The sequence below is a fragment of the Microbacterium sp. SLBN-111 genome (genome assembly GCF_049739645.1).
Taxonomy (GTDB): Bacteria; Actinomycetota; Actinomycetes; order Actinomycetales; family Microbacteriaceae; genus Microbacterium.
In genome coordinates, this window is record NZ_JBMGQH010000001.1 from 141,543 (window position 1) to 163,058 (window position 21,516).

The 21,516-nt window shown below is 69.6% G+C and carries 21 protein-coding genes and 1 pseudogene; 3 read left to right on the top strand and 19 right to left on the bottom strand.

Features of this window, described 5'->3' with window-relative positions:
* Positions 1-16 precede the first annotated feature (16 nt).
* The 15 genes and pseudogenes from RKD05_RS00685 to prmC form a co-directional block, all read right to left on the bottom strand.
* Complete coding sequence (locus tag RKD05_RS00685) at positions 17-790, bottom strand: PP2C family protein-serine/threonine phosphatase (protein ID WP_063258030.1); 774 nt, start codon at positions 788-790, stop codon at positions 17-19.
* 161 nt (positions 791-951) lie between these two features.
* Positions 952-1,638, bottom strand: coding sequence for a large exoprotein (locus tag RKD05_RS00690; protein WP_424707406.1), 687 nt, complete (start codon positions 1,636-1,638; stop codon positions 952-954).
* A gap of 114 nt (positions 1,639-1,752) precedes the next feature.
* Positions 1,753-2,502: a YaaA family protein gene (locus tag RKD05_RS00695; protein WP_424707407.1), complete on the bottom strand. Its 750-nt coding sequence runs from the start codon at positions 2,500-2,502 to the stop codon at positions 1,753-1,755.
* A 70-nt stretch (positions 2,503-2,572) separates the two neighbouring features.
* Positions 2,573-2,833: a F0F1 ATP synthase subunit epsilon gene (locus RKD05_RS00700; RefSeq protein WP_424707408.1), complete on the bottom strand. Its 261-nt coding sequence runs from the start codon at positions 2,831-2,833 to the stop codon at positions 2,573-2,575.
* A gap of 1 nt (position 2,834) precedes the next feature.
* Entirely contained in the window at positions 2,835-4,283 is a 1,449-nt protein-coding gene (gene atpD / locus RKD05_RS00705; RefSeq protein WP_424707409.1) for a F0F1 ATP synthase subunit beta, read from the bottom strand.
* Positions 4,284-4,305: 22 nt separating this feature from the next.
* On the bottom strand, positions 4,306-5,205 hold the full coding sequence (locus RKD05_RS00710; protein WP_022878091.1) for a F0F1 ATP synthase subunit gamma: 900 nt from the start codon (positions 5,203-5,205) through the stop codon (positions 4,306-4,308).
* A gap of 25 nt (positions 5,206-5,230) precedes the next feature.
* Positions 5,231-6,862 (bottom strand): F0F1 ATP synthase subunit alpha, encoded by a 1,632-nt coding sequence (gene atpA / locus RKD05_RS00715; protein WP_424707410.1) that lies wholly within the window; start codon positions 6,860-6,862, stop codon positions 5,231-5,233.
* Between the two features lie 61 nt (positions 6,863-6,923).
* Positions 6,924-7,715, bottom strand: a complete 792-nt coding sequence (locus tag RKD05_RS00720) for a F0F1 ATP synthase subunit delta (RefSeq protein WP_063258035.1) — start codon at positions 7,713-7,715, stop codon at positions 6,924-6,926.
* On the bottom strand, positions 7,715-8,275 hold the full coding sequence (locus tag RKD05_RS00725) for a F0F1 ATP synthase subunit B (protein ID WP_424707412.1): 561 nt from the start codon (positions 8,273-8,275) through the stop codon (positions 7,715-7,717). The genes RKD05_RS00720 and RKD05_RS00725 overlap by 1 nt, the downstream gene beginning before the upstream one ends.
* 31 nt (positions 8,276-8,306) lie before the next feature.
* A pseudogene (gene atpE / locus RKD05_RS00730) lies at positions 8,307-8,541 on the bottom strand (F0F1 ATP synthase subunit C).
* 45 nt (positions 8,542-8,586) lie between these two features.
* Positions 8,587-9,306, bottom strand: coding sequence for a F0F1 ATP synthase subunit A (gene atpB / locus RKD05_RS00735; RefSeq protein WP_022878096.1), 720 nt, complete (start codon positions 9,304-9,306; stop codon positions 8,587-8,589).
* 305 nt (positions 9,307-9,611) lie between these two features.
* Entirely contained in the window at positions 9,612-10,100 is a 489-nt protein-coding gene (locus RKD05_RS00740; protein ID WP_424707414.1) for a hypothetical protein, read from the bottom strand.
* The gene (locus RKD05_RS00745; protein WP_424707416.1) at positions 10,097-11,269 is read right to left on the bottom strand and encodes an MraY family glycosyltransferase; all 1,173 of its coding nucleotides are present in this window, start codon (positions 11,267-11,269) and stop codon (positions 10,097-10,099) included. The genes RKD05_RS00740 and RKD05_RS00745 overlap by 4 nt, the downstream gene beginning before the upstream one ends.
* Complete coding sequence (locus RKD05_RS00750; protein ID WP_424707417.1) at positions 11,266-12,006, bottom strand: L-threonylcarbamoyladenylate synthase; 741 nt, start codon at positions 12,004-12,006, stop codon at positions 11,266-11,268. Before RKD05_RS00750 ends, RKD05_RS00745 begins: the two co-directional genes overlap by 4 nt.
* Before the next feature lie 39 nt (positions 12,007-12,045).
* Positions 12,046-12,930, bottom strand: a complete 885-nt coding sequence (gene prmC / locus RKD05_RS00755) for a peptide chain release factor N(5)-glutamine methyltransferase (protein WP_424707418.1) — start codon at positions 12,928-12,930, stop codon at positions 12,046-12,048.
* 99 nt (positions 12,931-13,029) lie between these two features.
* On the opposite strand from prmC, the gene cysK reads away from it, so the two are divergent.
* From cysK to RKD05_RS00770, 3 genes are all read left to right on the top strand, one after another.
* The gene (gene cysK / locus RKD05_RS00760) at positions 13,030-13,968 is read left to right on the top strand and encodes a cysteine synthase A (RefSeq protein ID WP_424707419.1); all 939 of its coding nucleotides are present in this window, start codon (positions 13,030-13,032) and stop codon (positions 13,966-13,968) included.
* Between the two features lies 1 nt (position 13,969).
* The gene (gene epsC / locus RKD05_RS00765) at positions 13,970-14,539 is read left to right on the top strand and encodes a serine O-acetyltransferase EpsC (protein ID WP_424707421.1); all 570 of its coding nucleotides are present in this window, start codon (positions 13,970-13,972) and stop codon (positions 14,537-14,539) included.
* A 145-nt stretch (positions 14,540-14,684) separates the two neighbouring features.
* Positions 14,685-16,088 carry an amidase gene (locus RKD05_RS00770; RefSeq protein WP_424707422.1) on the top strand — a complete coding sequence of 468 codons (1,404 nt, stop codon included), beginning with the start codon at positions 14,685-14,687 and terminating at the stop codon, positions 16,086-16,088.
* A gap of 41 nt (positions 16,089-16,129) precedes the next feature.
* Here the strand turns inward: RKD05_RS00770 and prfA are convergent, their stop codons facing one another.
* The 4 genes from prfA to thrC form a co-directional block, all read right to left on the bottom strand.
* Positions 16,130-17,206 carry a peptide chain release factor 1 gene (prfA, locus tag RKD05_RS00775; RefSeq protein ID WP_424711753.1) on the bottom strand — a complete coding sequence of 359 codons (1,077 nt, stop codon included), beginning with the start codon at positions 17,204-17,206 and terminating at the stop codon, positions 16,130-16,132.
* An 18-nt stretch (positions 17,207-17,224) separates the two neighbouring features.
* On the bottom strand, positions 17,225-19,351 hold the full coding sequence (rho, locus tag RKD05_RS00780; protein ID WP_424707424.1) for a transcription termination factor Rho: 2,127 nt from the start codon (positions 19,349-19,351) through the stop codon (positions 17,225-17,227).
* Between the two features lie 153 nt (positions 19,352-19,504).
* Positions 19,505-20,437, bottom strand: coding sequence for a homoserine kinase (gene thrB, locus RKD05_RS00785; protein ID WP_022879667.1), 933 nt, complete (start codon positions 20,435-20,437; stop codon positions 19,505-19,507).
* Positions 20,434-21,516, bottom strand: coding sequence for a threonine synthase (gene thrC, locus RKD05_RS00790; RefSeq protein ID WP_424707426.1), 1,083 nt, complete (start codon positions 21,514-21,516; stop codon positions 20,434-20,436). The genes thrB and thrC overlap by 4 nt, the downstream gene beginning before the upstream one ends.

A 21,516-nucleotide genomic window follows, 5' to 3' on the forward strand; every position in this document is an offset into this window, starting at 1 on the left:
GTCAAGTTCTGCGCCGTCAGGCCCCGCGGCGGGCGACGTCGAGCACGACGATGGTGATGTTGTCGCGGCCGCCGTTTTCCAGCGCGGCGGCCATCATGGCCTCCACCGCTGCGGACGGGTCGGGATTGGCATCCAGGAAATGACGGATGCCGAAATCGGTGAGTTCCTTCGTCAGCCCGTCCGAGCAGATCACGAAGCGATCGCCGTCGAGCACCTCGAGCCGGAGGTAGTCGGGCTTGACGCTGTCGCTGGGCCCGACCGCGCGGGTGATGACGTTGCCGTACGGGTGGTTCTCGGCCTCTTCCGGGCTCAACCGCCCCGCGGCGATGAGTTCCTGGACTACCGAGTGATCGGTCGTGATCTGCACGATGTCGTCGTCGCGGAGGAGATAGACGCGCGAGTCCCCGATGTTGAGGGTGACCCAGTGCGGCTCGTCGCCCGAGGCCTCGAGGTAGAGGCCGGTCAACGTCGTCCCGGTTCCCTCATCCGTCGTCTCGGGGTGGGAGACGATGTCCTTCACCGCGCGGGCGAGAGCCTTCTCGATGTGTTTGGGCGAGACGGAACCGCCCTCGACCACAGCGCGGAGCCGATCAACTGTGCTCGCACTGGCGATCTCCCCACCGAGGTGACCGCCCATGCCATCAGCGACCACGAACAGGGGGAACTCCGCGAGCACGGCGTCCTGATTGACCTCGCGCCGCTTACCCGTGTCGGTGATCGCGGCCCACGAGAGATCGAGCGCTCCATCCGACAGCGGAACGGTACGCGTGTGCGTGGTCACCTCGGGCACGAACAGATCCTCCGGTTGGCCGACATCTTCGCCGGCGGAACCGCGCGGCCCTGTCATCCTAGTCGACGCGGACACGGTCCTCAGGGATGCCGTGGGCGCGGCGACACGTGCGAGGACGACGACGGGCTCCTCGCGGCGATGCGAGGAGCCCGTCGCTGTGCTCAGACCTGCGGACCCGCGGGCGGCGGCGGAGGCGTGGTGCCGGCCGGAGGCGCCGGCGGGGGCGTGGGGCCGGCGGCGGGCGGGGCCGGAGGCGGCGTGTAGGGCTGCGCGGGCGGGGTGTAGCCCGCCGGTGCCCCGTATCCTCCGGCGGGTGCCGCCGGCGTGGGCTGCCCCGGCTGGACGGGGATACCGTTCCACACCGTCTTGTCGGCGAGGAAGGAGTTCGCCCACGGCGACGGCTGGACGTTCGGGTTCCACGGGTTGCTGCCGAAGCCCAGGATGCCGAGCCAGATCCACTGCCCGAGCGGGCCGAGGATGAACAGGAGCAGGATCGGCCACTCGCGGCCGAACTTCGCGTTCACGCGGTAGGCGATCATGATCATCGCCACGAAGAGCGCGAGACCCGACAGGTACTGCAGGACGGGGATGACCGACGCGACCACCAGGCCCAGGATGACCCACGGCGAGAAGTCGCCGAGCTTGGCCAGGACGAGGTAGTTGTAGACCGGGACCCAGGCGCGCCACTTCCCCTGCACGCCCGCCTTCTCGAAGACCTTCGAGAGCAGGAAGGCGCTGATGACGTAGCCGACGATCGCGAACAGGAAGAAGACGACGGAAAGGACGGCGAGGACCGCGGCTTGGGCAGCGCTGCTGGTTCCGTAGTCGGTGTATGCCAGATGGATCATTTACGAGGTTCCTCTCGAGCCGGACGTGGGCAGTCCCACGTCACCGACGGGTCTGTCCCGCGCACGACATCGTAGCGAAGCTGAATGTTGGCTGAAAGCCCTTGACGATGCGGGTCAGACAATCAGCTCGATCTCTCCCGGACTCGCCACGCGGACGGAGTGGCCGGTCGAGGCGGCCCAACCGAGGAGATCGTCGAGCGACCGTACCCGCGCGCCCGCCGTGGCGAGAGAGCGCGTGAACATCCCTTTCGCCTTCTTATTGAAGTGATTGAGTGCCCGGGTGACCCCGTCGCCCCCCTCGGACACCACGCGCACGTATACGCTCGCGACGTCGGCGGGCACCGGCCCCAACGCCGCGTACGCCTCGGAGCGCAGGTCGAGGACGAACTCCGGACGCGCGTCGCGGATCGCCGCCGTCACGGCATCCGCCCAGATCTTCCGAAGGGACGGCAGGCCGGGAAGGGATGTCGACGCGGCGAGACGATAGGGCGGGATGCCGTCGAGCGCCCCCACCGGACCGAACGGCGCGGAGTGGATGAGCACATGCGCACCCAACCATGCGCGAGCAGGCTCGTCGAGCGTCTCGGCATCCAGCGCGTCGAACAGGACACCGGTGTAGCGATCGACCGCGGGAAGTGTCGGCGCGGACCGCAGCGCAGCGTTGTCCGCCACCTCGTGCAGACGGCGAGCGCTGAGTTTCAGAACGCGAGCGGATGCCTCCTCGTCGGCGCTGAGCTCCACGAGACCCGCCACAACCTGCTCGCGCGGTTCGCGGAGAGAGGGCAGCGCGAGCCCGTCGAGGTCGAGTGACGGCCCGTCACCGCCGGGACGTTTGGTTTCGGACGGGGGCAGCAGAACGAGCATGAGACTCCGGGGAAACAGACGACGCGCGCCGCCCGGCGAACCGGACGACGCGCGTCGAGAGAAGAAGCTGTCAGGACACGAGCGACGCGTGGCCGGCGACGATGGTCAGCTCGTCTCCCGCCATCGACAGGAACCCGTCCTGCGCGTTGGCGAGGACCTTCGTGCCGTCGACACCCGTGATGCGGACCTCGCCCTGGGCGAGGATCGCGAGCACGGGTTCGTGGCCCTGCATGAAGCCGATCTCGCCTTCCACCGTCTTGGCGACGACGAGCGACGCCTCTCCGGTCCAGACCGCGGCGTCGGCCGAGACGAGGTTCACGCGCAGCGGCATGTCAGCCGTTCTCCTTCTGGATCTGCGCCCACTTGGCCTCGACGTCGGAGATGCCGCCGACGTTGAAGAACGCCTGCTCGGCGACGTGGTCGAAGTCACCCTTGACGATCGCGTCGAACGACTCGATGGTCTCCTTGATCGGGACCGTGGAGCCCTCGACACCGGTGAACTTCTTGGCCATGTAGGTGTTCTGCGAGAGGAACTGCTGGATGCGACGCGCACGCGACACGACGATCTTGTCTTCCTCGGAGAGCTCGTCGACACCGAGGATCGCGATGATCTCCTGCAGTTCCTTGTTCTTCTGGAGGATCTGCTTCACCGAGGTGGCCACGCGGTAGTGGTCGGCGCCGATGTAGCGCGGGTCCAGGATGCGGCTCGTCGAGGTGAGCGGGTCGATGGCCGGGTACAGACCCTTCGACGCGATCTCACGCGAGAGCTCGGTCGTGGCGTCCAGGTGCGCGAACGTGGTCGCCGGAGCCGGGTCGGTGTAGTCGTCGGCGGGCACGTAGATCGCCTGCAGCGAGGTGATCGAGTGACCGCGCGTCGAGGTGATGCGCTCCTGGAGCACACCCATCTCGTCCGCGAGGTTGGGCTGGTAACCCACGGCCGACGGCATACGACCGAGAAGGGTCGAGACCTCGGAGCCGGCCTGCGTGAAGCGGAAGATGTTGTCGATGAACAGCAGCACGTCCTGCTTCTGGACGTCGCGGAAGTACTCCGCCATCGTCAGAGCGGACAGCGCGACGCGCAGACGCGTCCCCGGCGGCTCGTCCATCTGGCCGAACACGAGGGCCGTCTTGTCGAAGACCCCCGCCTCTTCCATCTCACCGATGAGGTCGTTGCCCTCGCGGGTGCGCTCACCGACACCGGCGAACACCGAGACACCACCGTGGTCCTGCGCGACGCGCTGGATCATCTCCTGGATGAGGACGGTCTTGCCGACGCCGGCGCCACCGAACAGGCCGATCTTTCCACCCTGCACGTAGGGCGTGAGGAGGTCGATCGACTTGATGCCGGTCTCGAACATCTCGGTCTTCGACTCGAGCTGGTCGAAGCTCGGCGCCTTGCGGTGGATGCCCCAGCGCTCGGTGACCTCGATCGTCTCGCCGGGAGCTGCGTTGAGCACCTCGCCGGTCACGTCGAACACCTTGCCCTTGGTGACGTCGCCGACCGGCACCGAGATGGGGCCGCCGGTGTCGCGCACTTCCTGACCGCGGACGATGCCGTCCGTCGGCTTCAGGGCGATGGCGCGGACGAGGTCGTCACCGAGGTGCTGAGCGACCTCGAGCGTGATCTCGGTCGAGTCGTCACCGATGGTGATCGTGGTCTTGAGCGCGTTGTAGATCTCGGGGATCGCGTCGTGCGGGAACTCGATGTCCACGACGGGCCCGGTGACACGCGCGACGCGGCCGACGACGGCTGCGTCGGTCTTCTCGGCGGTGAGGCTCATGGCTTCTTCTCTCCTTGGGAACTTACTTGCCGGATGACAGAGCATCGGCGCCGCCGACGATCTCGGCGATCTGCTGCGTGATCTCCGCCTGGCGCGCGTTGTTGCGCAGGCGGGTGTAGTCGGTGATGAGCTTGTCGGCGTTGTCGCTGGCCGACTTCATCGCCTTCTGCGTGGCGGCGTGCTTGGCCGCCGAGGACTGCAGAAGGGCGTTGAAGATACGGCTCTGCACGTACACCGGCAGGAGCGCATCGAGCACGGTCTCGGCATCGGGCTCGAACTCGTAGAGCGGGTAGACCTCCGCCTGGGCGGGGGCTTCCTCGGCCTCGAGGACCTCGAGCGGCAGCAGACGCACCGACTCGGGCGACTGCGTCATCATGCTGACGAAGCGGTTGTACACGAGGTGGATCTCATCGACGCCGTCGTTGTCGCCACCGGCGCGGTACGCCTGCAGCACGGCATCCGAGATCTCCTCCGCCGTGGAGAACTGCGGCGTGTCGGTGTCGCCGACCCACTGCGCTGCGCTCGGCATGCGGCGGAACTGGAAGTACCCGACGGCCTTGCGCCCGACGAGGTAGAACACGACCTCTTTGCCCTGGGTGCGGAGCAGCTCGGCCAGCTCGAGACCCTCACGGAGGATCTGCGAGTTGAACGCGCCGGCGAGACCGCGGTCGGAGGTGAAGATGACCACGGCGGAGCGGCGGATGTCCGCGCGCTCGGTCGTCAACGGGTGGTCGATCGAGGAGTGCGTGGCCACCGCGGAGACGGCACTCGTCACGGCCTTCGCGAAGGGCGATGCCGCGCGCACACGCGCCATCGCCTTCTGGATGCGAGAGGCCGCGATGAGTTCCATCGCCTTCGTGATCTTCTTGGTCGTCTGAGCAGAACTGATCTTCTGCTTGTAGACCCGCAGTTGTGCGCCCATGATTTACGTTCTCGTTTCGTCGCTCTTAGCGACGGCCCTTGACGATTCGCTCCTGGTTGACGTCCTCGGCCTCGGCCGGCTCGACCTGCTCGCTGCCCACGACGCTCTGCTCGGCACCGGGCTGGAACTCGAGGAGGAACGCGTCCACCTTCTGCTCGAGCTCGGCGACCGTGTCGTCACCCAGCGCGTTGGTCTCGCGCAGCGTGTCGAGGACCGTCGAGTTGCGGCGCAGGTAATCCAGCAGCTCGCGCTCGAAGCGGAGCACGTCGGAGACCTCGATGGTGTCGAGCTTGCCGTTGGTACCGGCCCAGATCGAGACGACCTGCTCCTCGACGGGGTACGGCGAGTACTGCGGCTGCTTGAGCAGCTCGGTCAGACGCGCACCACGGGCCAGCTGACGACGCGACGCGGCGTCGAGGTCGCTCGCGAACATCGCGAACGCCTCGAGCGAGCGGTACTGCGCCAGCTCGAGCTTCAGCGTTCCCGAGACCTTCTTGATCGACTTGACCTGAGCGTCACCACCGACGCGGGACACCGAGATACCCACGTCGACCGCGGGACGCTGGTTGGCGTTGAAGAGGTCGGACTGCAGGAAGATCTGGCCGTCGGTGATGGAGATCACGTTGGTCGGGATGTACGCCGAGACGTCGTTGGCCTTCGTCTCGATGATGGGCAGACCCGTCATCGAACCGGCACCGAGCTCGTCGGACAGCTTTGCGCAACGCTCGAGCAGACGCGAGTGCAGGTAGAAGACGTCACCGGGGTACGCCTCGCGGCCCGGCGGGCGACGGAGGAGGAGGGACACGGCACGGTAGGCCTCGGCCTGCTTCGACAGGTCGTCGAAGATGATCAGGACGTGCTTGCCGCCGTACATCCAGTGCTGGCCGATGGCCGAGCCCGTGTAGGGCGCGAGGTACTTGAAGCCGGCCGGGTCGGACGCGGGGGCGGCGACGATGGTCGTGTACTCCATGGCACCGGCGTCCTCGAGGGCGCCCTTGACCGACGCGATCGTCGAGCCCTTCTGGCCGATGGCGACGTAGATGCAGCGGACCTGCTTGTTGACGTCGCCCGACTCCCAGTTGGCCTTCTGGTTGATGATCGTGTCGATCGCGATGGCCGTCTTGCCCGTCTGGCGGTCGCCGATGATCAGCTGACGCTGACCGCGGCCGACGGGGATCATCGCGTCGATGGCCTTGATGCCGGTCTGGAGCGGCTCGTGCACGCTCTTGCGCTGCATGACGCCGGGGGCCTGGAGCTCGAGCGCGCGACGGCCCTCGGTCGCGATCTCGCCGAGACCGTCGATCGGGTTGCCGAGCGGGTCGACGACGCGACCCAGGTAGCCGTCTCCGACGCCGACCGAGAGGACCTCGCCGGTCCGGGTGACGCTCTGGCCCTCTTCGATGCCGGAGAACTCGCCGAGCACGACGACACCGATCTCGTGCTCGTCGAGGTTCTGGGCCAGGCCCAGGGTGCCGTTGTCGAAGCGGATGAGTTCGTTCGCCATGACGCCGGGCAGTCCCTCGACGTGAGCGATGCCGTCGGCCGCGTCGACGACGGTGCCGACCTCGGTCGCACCCGCGCCCGTCGGCTCGTAGGCGTTGACGAAGTCCTTCAGCGCGTCACGGATGACGTCGGGGCTGATAGAGAGTTCTGCCATTGTCTTCCTTCGTTCGTGGGGCGCGAGCCCCCAGATCTCCACCCGCTCGGGCGGCAAAGTCTTAGCCGGCGATGCGCTGGCGAAGGTCGGCGAGACGTGCGGACACGCTCGCGTCGATGACGTCGTCGGCGACCTGCACACGCAGTCCACCGACCACCGTCGGGTCGATCACGGTGTTCAGGGTGACCGCCGAACCGTAGCGCGCACGGAGCGCGTTCTGGAGGCGCGTCTGCTGCTCGGTACTCAGCGGCGCCGCCGCGTAGACCGTGGCGACGATGCTCGAGCGCTGGTCGGCGACGATGGACTCGGCGCGGCGCAGGAGCGCGCGGACGCGGCGACCGCGCGAGTTCTGCACGAGCGAGGCGACGATCAGCGCCGTGGCGGCGCTGGCGCGGCCGTCGAGCAGCGTGGACACGAGCCCCGCCTTGCCGGACGCATCGCCGAGGCGACCGCCGAGAGCCAGCTCGAGCTCGCCGCTGGAGGCCACCGTGCGCGAGAACTGGAAGAGCTCGCCCTCGATGTCGGCCGACGGGTCGGCGACGGTGGCTGCGCGCACGGCCAGTTCTTCCAGCCCCTCGACGAACTCGTGCGCGTTCGACCAGCGCTGCTCGGCCGCACGACGCAGAAGTGCCACCGTGGTGTCGCGGTAGCCGGACCCGAAGACCGCGGTCACCAGCGCACCACGCGCGTCGGCCGGTGCGGACGAGTCGGAGAGCGCGCCGCTCAGCTGCGCCGATCCGTTCACGGCGCCGACGGCCGCGAAGAGCTCGCGGGCGACGTCGAGGTCGACGCCGGAGGCGGTGGTGAGCGCCTCCGTCGTCGCGGTCCGCGCCTGAGTGGTCGCGCTGCCCATTACTGAGCCGCCTTCTCGGATGCCTCGAGCTCGGCGAGGAAGCGGTCGACCACGGCCTGCGCGCGAGCGTCGTCGGTCAGGGTCTCCCCGATGACGTTGCCGGCGAGGTCGACGGCGAGGGTCCCCACCTCGGCACGCAGCGACACGAGAGTCGACTGACGCTCGGCCTCGATCTGCGCGTGCGCGGCGGCGGTGATGCGAGCGGCCTCGGAGGACGCGGCATCCTTCGCCTCGGCGATGATCTTCTTGCCGTCCTCACGGGCGGCCTCGCGGATCTCACCGGCTTCCTTACGGGCCTCGGCGAGCTGCGCCGTGTACTGCTCCAGAGCGGCCTCGGCCTCGCGCTGGGCCTCGTCGGCCTTGGCGATGTTGCCCTCGATGGCAGCGCTGCGCTCGTCGAGCAGCTTCGCCATGCGGGGCAGTGCCACGCGCCACACCACGAAGATGATGACGACGAAGCAGACGGCCGACCAGAGGATGTCGTACGCCGCCGGAAGCAGCGGGTTGTGCGCTTCCTCCCCCGCGGGCTCCGCAGCGAGGGTGACAAGAGCGTTCAGCATCCTGTCTCCTTAATTGTGTCGGTCGGGGCGATTACTGGAAGATGAAGCCGGTCGCGATACCGATGAAGGCGAGCGCCTCGGTGAAGGCGATACCGATGAACATCAGCACCTGCAGACGGCCAGCCAGCTCGGGCTGACGGGCGACACCCTCGATCGTCTTGCCGACGACGATGCCCACACCGATGGCGGGGACCGATGGCGGCGAGGCCGTAGCCGATCGTGGCGACGTTACCGGTGACCTGGGCGAGAACCGTAGTTGCGTCCACGGGTTTTTTCCTTTCGGTTGGGTGGCTCGGCGTGCGCCGGGCCGCTCAGTGCTCTTCTGCGACGGCGAGCTGGATGTAGACCGCCGTGAGGATCGCGAAGACGTACGCCTGGAGGAAGGCGACGAAGATTTCGAACAGGGTGAAGGCGAAGCCGAAGGCGAGCGAACCCGCGCCCAGCGCCGTCCACCAGCCGCTGAGGCCGATGACGAAGAACTGGGTGGCCGAGAAGAACAGGACCAGCATCAGGTGGCCGACGATCATGTTCATCAGCAGACGGAGGGTCAGCGTGATCGGCCGGATGATGAACGTGGAGAGGAACTCCAGCGGCACGATGATGATGTACAGCGGCCACGGCACGCCCGACGGGAGCAGCGCGTTCTTGAAGAACCCGCCGGGGCTCTTCTTGATACCGGCGTAGATGAAGGTGACGTAGGCCACGATCGCGAGGAGCATCGGGACCGCGATGACGCTCGTGCCGGCGATGTTCAGGAACGGGATGACACCCGTGATGTTCATGAACAGCACCATGAAGAAGATCGTGGTGAGGATCGGCAGGAACCGACGGCCGTCCTTGCGGCCGAGGATGTCTTCCGCGATGTTCACGCGGACGAAGTCCAGACCCATCTCGACGACGCTCTGGAAGCGGCCGGGGACGATCTTCATGCGACGCGTGCCGACGATCAGGAGGATGACCAGAACGGCGGTCGCCAGCATCTGCACCAGGTTGATGCGCGTGATCGCGAAGACGGTTCCCTCGAACAGCACCGCGTCGGGGAAGAACTCGTTGATGGAGGGCGGGTGAAACTCAGCACCCGCGGACGCGAAGTTCGTGATCAGGGTCGCAGCTTGAGTGGACAGCGCTGGCTCCAGCTTCGGGGCATCGGTGTGAACCGTTGCGACGATGGTCGGTGAGAGGCACCCGAAGTGCGAGCCTGGAAAGAGTCCCAGTCGCGGGTGGGTACTTCTCCCACCCTATCAAACTCCCGGCTGATCCATGAGTACGAGACCATCGTTCGTCTCGCCGACGGAGTATCGTGCCCCGCTCCCGCGGGCGGCGGGTTATAGGGGGGTCAGCCCCGCCGGTCGCCTTCGTCGGGATCCGTCGGGAGCGTCACGTCGCTCGCGCTGGGGACCCGCATCCGGAGGAGGACGACGACGTCGACGGCGAGGGAGGCGACGACGCTGACGACGAGAGCGACGTAGAACACGACCGGGTCGACCCATCCCTGACCCCGGAGGATCACGATGGCGACGATGAAGAGGACAAGCTTGAGCAGCCATCCGCCGAGCACGATGCCGAAGAAGATCGGGACGTAGAGCGGGTCGCCGAACCACCGGTTGGCGATCAGGATGCTCGCGGCCGTCACCGCGAGGAAGATCGCGCTCACGGCGACGCCACTCAGCGCGCTCGCCAGTCCCCCGCCGCCCGCGACGAGGAATCCCACCACGGCGCCGGCGACGAGGAGCACGACGGTGACGATCCCGCCCCAGAGGAGAGCGGTCCGCAGGATCGGCGTGCTCGAAAGAGGGCGTCGGGCGGCGGGGGAAGCGGTGCTCATGGGGAGGTCTCCGTGGAGGTGTGCTGCGTGCGGCGACGCAGGCGCAGGATGCGCTGGGAGGGCAGGAACGTGAGGACGAGGCAGGCGACCACACCGACGGCCCCGAAAGCGATGCCGATCGCGTAGTCGCCGGGCCAGCTCTGCTGGGTGCCGATGTACATGAGCAGGAAAGACAGGCTCACCACGGCCGTCCACGCGTAGAAGATCAGGACCGCGTCGCGGTCGCTGTGACCCATGTCGAGCATGCGGTGATGCAGGTGCTTCCGGTCGGGGGAGAACGGCGAGCGCCCCGCCCACTGGCGCCGCACGACCGCGAGTCCGAAGTCGAGGAGCGGCAGCAGGACGATCACGACCGGGAGCAGGATGGGGATGAAGGCACCGAGCAGCTGCGACCGGCCGAGCTGCTGGGGGTCGAGCACGGCGGGGTCGAGTTGCCCCGTGATGGCGACGGCGGAGCTCGCCATGAGGAGACCGAGCATGAGCGCTCCGGCATCCCCCATGAAAAGTTTCGCGGGAGTCCAGTTCATCGGCAGGAACCCGAGGCAGGCGCCGATGAGCACCGCCGCGATGAACGACGCGAGGTTGAAGTAGGTACTCGCTCCGGTGTCGCGGACCAGGAGGTACGAGTACGCGAAGAAGACGCCGTTCGCGATGAGGCACACACCGGCGACCAGGCCGTTCAGCCCGTCGATGAAGTTCACGGCGTTCATGACCACGACGAGCGCGAACACCGTGAGGAGGAAGCTGGCCCAGCTCGACCCGACCGTGAGGGCGCCGATCGGCAGCGACAGGATCTGCAGCTGGCCGAACCAGGCGATGATGCCGGCCGCGATGAACTGGGCGCCGAGCTTGATCATCCAGTCGAGGTCCCACAGGTCGTCGGCGACGCCGACCAGGACGATCAGCAGGACGGCGCCGAGCAGCGACAGGACGGGGACCGGGTCGGTCCAGAAGATCGCGAAGTAGGGGTTGCGGCTCGACAGCGCGAAGGCGGCGACCACACCGAGGAACATGGCCACGCCGCCGAGGCGCGGCGTGGGGGTGTCGTGCACGTCGCGATCCCGGATGCCGGGATAGAGCTTGAAGCGCAGCGCGAGCTTCCACACCACCCACGACAGCGCGAGAGTCACCGCCGCCGTGAACAGGATGGTGAGGAGGTATTGGGTCACGGACCCGGCGCCTCGGCATCCGGAGCGACGGTCGGCTGCGAGGAGGCGACCTCGGGGGCGGATGCCGTCTCGGGGTCGGGCTCGAGGAGGTCGCCGAGCACCTCGCGCAGGCGCTCCCGGGAGATCGTCCCCTCACGGAGCACGCGCACTCGCGGCTCGGCACCGCCCACCAGCGTCGTCGCGTCGACGATCGTGGAGGCGTAGCCCCACTGGCTGGGTCCGGCGTCGAGGTAGACGGAGACACTGTCGCCGAGCATGTCGCGGGCCTCGTCGATGCTGACCGCCGCGGGCATGCCCGTGCGGTTGGCACTGGACACCGCCAACGGCCCCGTCTCCTCGAGCAGCTCGAGCGTGAGGTTCTGGGCGGGCATGCGGACCGCGACGGTGCCGTGCGTGTCGCCGAGATCCCACGACAGCGAGGGCTGCGCGGGGAGCACGATGGTCAGGCCGCCGGGCCAGAAGGCGTGCACGAGGTCGTCGACTGCGGGCGGGACCTCCGCGACCAAGGCGCGGAGCGTCCCGACGCCGGGCACGAGGACGGGCGGCGGCTGCTGGCGGCCGCGACCCTTCGCCTCGAGCAGACCCATGACGGCGCGCGCGTTGAACGCGTCTGCGGCGATTCCGTAGACGGTGTCGGTGGGGAGCACGACGAGTTCGCCTCGACCGATCGCCTGGCGCGCGTGGCGCATCCCGGAGAGCAGCTGCGACTCGTCACGGCAGTCGTAGACGGGTGACATGTCGCGCGACAGTCTACCGACGCCGACCGGGTCCGACGCTCACGGATGGATCGCGGTCGTCGCGCGGTCCCGCGTCGTGAGGTCGGGGTGGGTCGCGGCGGCCCGCCATCCGTCGGCGGTGAGGATCTCGCGGATCGCCGCGCCCTGCCACTCGCCGTGCTCGATGACGATCGTCCCGCCCGGGTGCGCGAGGCGGAGTCCGACGCGGCTGAGCACGCGCACGGCATCCAGTCCGTCCGGACCGCCGTAGAGCGCTGCGGGCGGGTCGTACAGGCGCACCTCGGGATCGCGCGGGATCGCGTCGTCCGGGACATAGGGGGGATTGGATGCCACGACCGACACCGTGCCGTCCAGCTCCGGGAAGGCGTCGGCGAGGTCGATGAACGCCAGCGTCAGGTTCGTGGCACCGATCCGTGCGACGTTCTCCTTCGTCCAGATGAAGGCGTCGACGGAGTTCTCCGCGGCGAAGACCCGCGCGTGCGGGACCTCGGTCGCCATCGCGAGGGCGATCGCGCCGCTCCCCGTGCCGAGGTCGACCGCGATCGGAGACGGGGATGCCGCGGACCCGAGGGCGTCGATCGCGAGCTGGGCCACCATCTCGGTCTCGGGTCGCGGGACGAAAACCCCGGGTCCGACGGCGAGTTCCATCGAGCGGAACGGCGCGCGCCCCGTCAGGTGCTGCAGCGGCTCGCGGGCGCAGCGGCGGTCGACGAGCGGGGTGAGCGCTGCGGCGGCGGCCTCGGGCAGACGGTCGCCGCGGATGGCGGCGGCCTGCACTCCCCCGCGCGACGTCGACAGGACGTGGGCGAGGAGGAGTTCGGCATCCACGCGGGGATCGGGGATGCCGGCGGAGGAGAAGCGCGCCGCCGTGTCGCGGAGGACGTCGGCGACGGTGGGCGGGGCGGAGTGTACGGAGTCGGGCATGACGGATCACGAGCCTAGTCGCGCGGCGTCATACACGGCCGCGGGGATCGGACGCTCACCTAGGATTGTCGCGATCCGACCGACGGCGAAAGGCGAGCCATGCCCGGCATCCACTCCGACATCACTTCCGCGTTCGGCGACACGCCGCTGGTGCGGCTCAACCGTGTCGCGGAGGGCGCCGGGGGCCAGATCCTGGCCAAGCTCGAGTTCTACAACCCCGCCTCGAGCGTGAAGGACCGACTCGGCATCGCGATCGTCGACGCCGCCGAGGCGTCGGGCGAACTCAAGCCGGGCGGCACTCTCGTCGAGTCGACCAGCGGCAACACCGGAATCGCCCTCGCGATGGTCGGCGCGGCGCGCGGGTACAAGGTCATCCTCACGATGCCCGCCTCGATGTCGAAGGAGCGCCGCGTGCTGCTCCGCGCGTTCGGCGCCGAGCTGGTGCTCACCGACCCGACCAAGGGGATGTCGTTCGCGGTCGAGGAGGCCAAGCGCATCGTCGCGGAGACGCCCGGTGCCGTGTGGGCGCGGCAGTTCGAGAACGAGGCGAACCCGGCGATCCACCGCAAGACCACCGCCGAGGAGATCCTGCGCGACACCGACGGCAAGGTCGACTACTTGGTCGCCGGCATCGGGACGGGCGGCACCATCACCGGTGTGGGCCAGGTCCTCAAGGAGCGCGTCCCCGGCGTCAAGATCGTCGCGGTCGAGCCGGCCGACTCACCCATCCTCACCAAGGGTCACCCCGGCCCGCACAAGATCCAGGGCATCGGCCCGAACTTCGTGCCCGCAATCCTCGACCGCGAGATCATCGACGAGGTGATCGACGTCGAGTTCGACGACGCGATCCGGCTGGCGCGCGAGACCGCGGCGAAGGACGGCATCCTGGTCGGCATGTCGTCGGGTGCGGCGATCTGGGCCGCTCTCGAGATCGCCCGCCGCCCCGAGGCAGAGGGCAAGAACATCGTGGTCATCATCCCCTCGTACGGCGAGCGCTACCTCTCCACCGCCCTGTACGAAGACCTGCGCGACAACTGACGTGGGGGTCCTCTCCCGCATCCGCGAGGACGTCGCGGCGGCGAAGTTCCGTGACCCCGCCGCCCGCGGCGGCCTCGAGATCGCGCTGCTCTACCCGGGCCTGCACGCCGTCTGGTCGTATCGCGTGGCGCACCGCCTGTGGGTGCGCGGCTTCCGGTTCCCGGCGCGGGCACTCTCGCAGGTCACGCGCTGGCTGACCGGCATCGAGATCCACCCCGGCGCGACGATCGGACGCCGTTTCTTCATCGACCACGGCATGGGTGTCGTGGTCGGCGAGACGGCGGAGGTCGGCGACGACGTGATGCTGTACCACGGTGTCACCCTCGGCGGACGGCAGCGCGAGGGCGGCAAGCGCCACCCCACGCTGCAGGACGGGGTCGCGGTGGGCGCCGGGGCCAAGATCCTCGGGCCGATCACGATCGGCGCACACAGCCTCGTCGGCGCCAACGCCGTCGTGACGCGCGATGCGCCGCCGGAGAGCGTGCTGGTCGGCGTCCCCGCGAAGGCGCGTCTGCGCCGCGCGAACGAAGACACCCGCGCCCTGCTGACGGCACCGGAGTACTGGATCTGAGACTGTCGCCCAGGAACGACGGAGAGGGCCGGTGCGACCGCACCGGCCCTCCGTTCGTCAGAGCGACAGACGGTTCTCGGCCGCCGCGAGCGGGTCGGATCCCGCGGACCGGTTGATCCCCACGCCCTCGCCGTAGGCTCGAGGCATGACGCGACCGCACGACCTGTCCCTCGTCGCGCAGGTCGCGGCTCTCCGGGAGGGAGCGCTGGACCCTCGCGACCTCGTCGAGCACTACCTCGCGCGGGTCTCCCGGTTCGCGGACCTCGGCGCGTTCGCCGAGGTCACCCCGGATGCCGCCCGCCGGCGCACCGACGAAGTCCTCGCTTCCTCTCCTCGCGGTCCGCTGTGGGGCGTGCCGCTCGCGGACAAGGACCTCGTGGCCCGCGCGGGTGTGCCGACCCGGTACGGCTCCCGGTCACGTGCGGACATCGTGCCCTCGGCATCCGATCCGCTGGCCACAGCCCTCGACGTCGCGGGCGCCATCAACGTCGGGAAGACGAGTACGTCCGAATTCGGGCTCACCGGCTTCACCGAACCGCTCATCCACGCACCCGCCCGCGACCCCTGGCGACCCTCCGCGGGCGCGGGCGGCTCGAGCGGCGGTGCCGCCGTCGCCGTGGCGGCGGGACTCCTGCCCGCCGCGGTCGGTTCGGACGGGGGTGGCTCGATCCGCATCCCCTCGGCGACCGTCGGTGTCGTGGGTCTGAAGCCGTCACGTGGGCGGCTGCCGATCGGGTCGGGGTTCGACGCCCCCGACGGGCTTTCGGTCACGGGACCGATCGCACGCACCGTCGAGGACGCCGGGCTGCTGCTGGACGCACTGGTGGGCCTCGCCCCGTTCACGTACGCCACCGCGGCGCCCGGTAGCGGCCCGTTCGTGGAGGCCGCAACCCGACCCGCCGCCGGCTTGCGTATCGGCGTCACGACCGTCTCGCCGTGGGACGACGACGAGGACATCACCCTCGACGACGAGGCCCGGGTCGCGTTCGACACGGCAGCCGCCTGGCTGAGCGACGCCGGACACGCCGTGACCGATGCAGACTGGCATCCGGTCGGCTATCCCGCGCTGTTCCGCGTGCTGTGGCGCGCGAGCGCCGCGCGGATCCCGCTGAGCACCCACGACCTCACGCTGGTCGAGCCGCTCACCGCATGGCTGGTGCAGGAGGGACGTGCACTCACCGCGCCCGAGCTGCTCGGCGGGCTGACCGAGGCCCGCGCGTTCGAGCGACGCACGATCGCCGACTTCGCGGCCTTCGACGCGGTGCTCACCCCCGCGCTCGCGCAGTCGCCGCGGCCGGTCGGGTGGTACGCGGGGCACGACCCGGAACGCACGTTCGCGATGCAGGTCGAGTACGCGCCGTATTCGAGCTTCGTCAATGTCGCGGGGCTCCCCGCGCTGACCCTGCCCGTGACGAGGGATGCCGAGGGGCATCCGGTGTCGGTGCAGTTGATCGGCCGCCCCGGCGGCGAGGCGGCGCTGCTGGCGCTCGGCGCCGAGCTGGAGGCTCGTCGAGGCCCGCTTCCGCACCCGCCGGCCTGGGACGCCTGACACTGCACCCGTCGCGGACGAGGGCGCGGCCGACCTGAGTGTCAGCCCTCGGAGAGCGCCGCGAGCCGGGCTTCCTCGTCGGCGGTGATCGCCGACTCGATGATCGGGCCGAGGGCGCCGTCCATGACCTGGTCGAGGTTGTACGCCTTGTAGCCGGTGCGGTGGTCCGCGATGCGGTTCTCCGGGAAGTTGTACGTGCGGATGCGCTCCGAACGGTCCATACCGCGGATCTGCGAACGCCGGGCGTCGGCGGCCTGCGCGTCGCGCTCCTCCTGCTGCTTGGCGAGCAGGCGGGCGCGCAGCACGCGCATGCCCGCCTCGCGGTTCTGCAGCTGCGACTTCTCGTTCTGCATCGACACGACGATCCCGGTCGGGAGGTGCGTGATGCGGACGGCCGAGTCTGTGGTGTTCACCGACTGACCGCCGGGGCCCGACGAACGGAACACGTCGATCTTGAGGTCGTTGGGGTCGATCGCGACCTCTTCGGGCTCGTCGACCTCGGGGAACACGAGCACGCCCGTCGTCGAGGTGTGGATACGACCCTGCGACTCGGTCGCGGGCACCCGCTGCACGCGGTGCACGCCGCCCTCGTACTTCAGGTGTGCCCAGACGCCCTGCGCCGGGTCGCTCGAGGAGCCCTTGATCGCGACCTGGACGTCCTTGTACCCGCCGAGGTCGGACTCGTTGCGCTCGAGCAGCTCGGTCTTCCAGCCCATGGATGCCGCGTACTGGAGGTACATCCGGAGGAGATCGGCCGCGAACAGCGCGCTCTCCGCGCCGCCCTCGCCCGCCTTGATCTCCATGATCACGTCGCGGGCGTCGTCCGGGTCGCGCGGGATGAGCAGGCGACGCAGACGCTCCTGGCTCTCGTCCAGGCGCTGCTCCAGCGCCGGCACCTCTTCGGCGAACGCGGCGTCCTCACGGGCGAGTTCGCGCGCGGCATCCAGGTCGTCCGACGCCGCCTGCCAGGCCTCGTAGGCGTGCACGATGCGATTCAGCTCGGCGTACCGCCGATTGACGCGCTTCGCGCGCGCCGCATCGGCGTGCACAGCCGGGTCGTTGAGCTCGAGCTCGACCTGCCGGTGCTCGTCGATCAGCCCGCGGACGGACTCGAGGATGCCGGAATCCGACACGGCTCAGCGGATGCCGTTGTCGTGCCCGTTGTCTCCGCGCGCGGGAGTCGGGATCGACTTCTGCATCTGGACGAGGAACTCGACGTTGGACTGCGTCTCCTTGAGCTTGCCGAGCACGACCTCGAGGGCCTGCTGCGGGTCGAGACCCGCGAGCGCGCGACGCAGCTTCCAGGTGATCTTCACCTCGTCCGGCGACAGCAGCATCTCTTCGCGGCGCGTGGACGACGCGTTGACGTCGACCGCCGGGAAGATGCGCTTGTCGGCGAGCTGACGGTTCAGACGCAGTTCGCTGTTGCCGGTGCCCTTGAACTCCTCGAAGATCACGTCGTCCATCTTGGAGCCGGTCTCCACCAGCGCCGTGGCGAGGATCGTGAGCGAGCCGCCGTTCTCGATGTTGCGCGCCGCGCCGAAGAAGCGCTTGGGCGGGTACAGCGCCGAGGCGTCCACACCGCCGGTGAGCACGCGACCCGACGTCGGCGCCGACAGGTTGTAGGCGCGGCCGAGGCGCGTGATCGAGTCGAGCAGCACGACGACGTCGCGGCCGAGCTCGACGAGGCGCTTCGCGCGCTCGATGGCGAGCTCGGCGACCGTCGTGTGGTCCTCCGCGGGGCGGTCGAACGTCGAGGCGATGACCTCGCCCTTGACCGTCCGCTGCATGTCGGTGACCTCTTCGGGGCGCTCGTCGACGAGCACGACCATGAGGTGGACCTCGGGGTTGTTGTGCGCGATGGCGTTGGCGATCTGCTGGAGCACGATCGTCTTGCCCGCCTTCGGGGGCGCGACGATGAGACCGCGCTGACCCTTGCCGACCGGGGCCACCAGGTCGATGAGGCGCTGCGTGAGCTTCTCGGGGGCGGTCTCCATGCGGAGGCGCTCCTGCGGGTACAGCGGCGTCAGCTTGCCGAACTCGACACGGGCGGCGGCATCCTCGACCGACAGGCCGTTGATCGAGTCGACCTTGACCAGCGCGTTGTACTTCTGGCGGCTGGACTGCTCGCCCTCGCGCGGCTGCTTGATGGAGCCGACGACCGCGTCGCCCTTGCGCAGGTTGTACTTCTTGACCTGGCCGAGCGAGACGTAGACGTCGCTCGGGCCGGGCAGGTAACCGGTGGTGCGCACGAACGCGTAGTTGTCGAGCACGTCGAGGACACCCGCGATCGGGATGAGGACGTCGTCCTCGCCGATCTCGCTCTCGAACTCGTCGCCGGTCGTCGCCTGCCCGCCGCGACGCTTGTTGCGCTGGCGGTTACGGCTGTTCGCCTGGTTCTGCTGCTGGGCCTGCTGCCCGTTCTGCGCGGGAGCCTCGGCCTCGTCGGACTCGGCGGCGGGCGCCGCGGCGGTCGCGGTCTCAGCGTTGTCGGCGCGGTTGCGGTTGCGGCTGCGTGACCGGCTGCGGCTGCGGCTGCGCGACGGGGTCTCGGCGGACTCCTCGGTGCTCTCGCCCTCGGAGGGGGATGCCACGGCCTCGGGGGCGGCGTCGGTCTCGGGGGCGTCGCCGGCTTCGGAGACCTGCTCGGACGCGGCCTCGGCCGGCGCGTCGGCGGCGGGCGCCTCGGCCGGAGCCTCGGTGGCCGGAGCCTCGGTGGCCGGGGCGTCAGCGGCGACGGGCACCTCTGCCTCGGTGACCACGACGTCGGCGGGCGTCTCGTCGGCGGGTGCGCTCTTCGCACGGCGCGGCGCACGCTTGCGGGGAGCGCGAGCGGGCTTGGCGGGGGCCTCTTCGTCAGCGGGCGCCTCGGTCGGGGCGGCAGCGGCCTCCTCGGCGGCGGGCTCCACGGCGGGCGCGTCCGCGGGCGCCTCGGCGTCAGCGGTCTGCTCGGCCGGAGCGGCGACGGCCTCCTCCGCGGCGGGCTCGACCGCAGGCGTGGTGCCCTCAGCGGGCGCGTCCTCAGCGGGCGCAGCGGCCTCGGCGGGCGCGGCGTCCTCGGCCGGCGCGTCCTCGGCGGTGGGCGCCTCGGCATCCGGGGTCTCGTCGACGGCGGGCTCCTCCGCGGCGGGGGCGTCCTCGCCCTCCGCGTCGACGGGTGTGTCGAACAGCGTGTCGTCGGCGGGAGCGGCGGACTGCTCCTCGGTGGGCATGTCAGCGCCCTCGGGCGCGTCAACGGGCTGGGTCTCGGAGATGGACTCCACGAGTGCTCCTCAGAAATGAAACATGGTCAAATCACGGGTATCGCTGCAGAGCGCAGACGAAGATCACACCAGCGGTTCGGGAGACTGCAGCCGAGACCGGGTTCGCGATTTGTTGCGGATTTCGCAGGTGGTGCAGAGGCTCAGATTCGCGTGCTAAGCGGAACCCTCTGCGGGCTTCACTGTACCACCCTTGACGTCGACGGCGAGCATGAGCGCCTGCCACGGGGTGTCGACGACGGATGCGGTAAGGTCTGCGGCCGCCACGCGCTGGCCCGGACCGTCCGCGAGCACCAGGACGCTCGGTCCCGCACCCGACACGACCGCCGCATAGCCCTCGGCGCGCAGCGCCCGCACGAGGCGGTCGGTCTCGGGCATCGCCTGCGCGCGGTAGTTCTGGTGCAGCTTGTCCTCGGTCGCGGCCATCAGCAGCTCGGGGCTCTGGGTCATCGCCGCGATGAGGAGCGCGGAGCGCGAGACGTTGAACACCGCGTCCTCACGCGGCACCTGCAGCGGCTGCAGGCTCCGGGCGACGGCGGTCGACATCGTGAAGCTCGGGACGAGAACGAGCGGCGACACACCGCGGTGCACGATGAGCTGCTTGTGCTGGGGGCCGGTGGCATCCATCCACGCGATCGTCAGGCCGCCGAACAGGCCGGGGGCGACGTTGTCGGGGTGCCCTTCCATCTCGGTCGCGAGACGCAGCAGGTCGACGTCGCTGAATGCGACCTCGCCCTCGAGCAGGCCCTTCGCCGCCAGGATGCCGGACACCACCGCCGCACCCGAGGAACCCATCCCCCGCCCGTGCGGGATGACGTTGTGCGCCACCAGGCGCAGGCCGGGCATCTCACGACCGACCGAGGCGTACGTGTGCGCGATCGCGCGCACCACGAGGTGCGACGCGTCGCGCGGCACGTCGGCCGTGCCCTCGCCGCTCACCTCGATCTCGAGGCGACCGGGCTCGAGGGCTTCGACCGTCAGCTCGTCGTACACGCTGAGCGCGAGCCCGAGGGTGTCGAACCCCGGACCGAGGTTGGCGCTGGTCGCCGGCACACGGACCGCGACGCGACGCCCGAGGGCTGCGGTCACTCGGCCACCGGCTTCAGGTCGAGGACCGAGGCGACCTCGGAGGTGGTCGCGTCGACCACGGTCGGCTCGACCTGGGTGCCGTCGGCCTTGCGCAGCGCCCACTGCGGGTCCTTCAGGCCGTGACCGGTGACGGTCAGCACGACCTTCGCCCCGGCGCGGACGACTCCCGCCTCCGCCTGCTCGAGGAGCCCCGCGACACTGATGGCCGAGGCGGGCTCGACGAACACGCCGACCTCGCCCGCGAGGATCTTCTGCGCGGCCAGGATGCGCTCGTCGTCGATCGCGCCGAACCAGCCGTCGGTGGCCTCCCGCGCTTCCAGCGCGAGGTCCCACGACGCGGGGTTGCCGATGCGGATCGCGCTCGCGATCGTCTCGGGGTTCTTCACGACCGCGCCGGTCACGAGCGGGGCCGACCCGGCCGCCTGGAAGCCGAACATGCGCGGCACGCGCGTCGCGACGCCGCGTGCGGCCTCTTCGCGGTATCCGCGCGAGTACGCGGTGTAGTTGCCGGCGTTGCCCACGGGGATGAAGTGGAAGTCGGGGGCGTCGCCCAGCTGCTCGACGACCTCGTAGGCCGCCGTCTTCTGGCCCTCGATGCGATCGGGGTTGACAGAGTTGACCAGGTGCACGGGGTAGTGGTCGGCGAGCTCGCGCGCGATCTCGAGGCAGTCGTCGAAGTTGCCGCGGATCTGGATCAGACGGCCGTTGTGCGCGACGGCCTGGCTCAGCTTGCCCATCGCGATCTTGCCCTCGGGCACGAGGACCGCGGCGGTGATCCCGGCGTGCGCCGCGTAGGCGGCGGCCGAGGCCGAGGTGTTGCCGGTCGACGCGCAGATGACCGCCTTGGCGCCGTGCTCGACGGCGCGCGAGAGCGCCACCGTCATGCCGCGGTCCTTGAACGAGCCCGTCGGGTTCATGCCCTCGAACTTGACGTAGACGTCGGCGCCCGTGCGCCGCGAAAGCGCCGGGGCGGGGATGAGCGGCGTGCCGCCCTCCCCCAGCGTCACGACGGTGGAGGCGTCGGTGACGCCCAGACGATCGGCGTACTCGCGGAGGACTCCGCGCCAGACGTGTGCCAT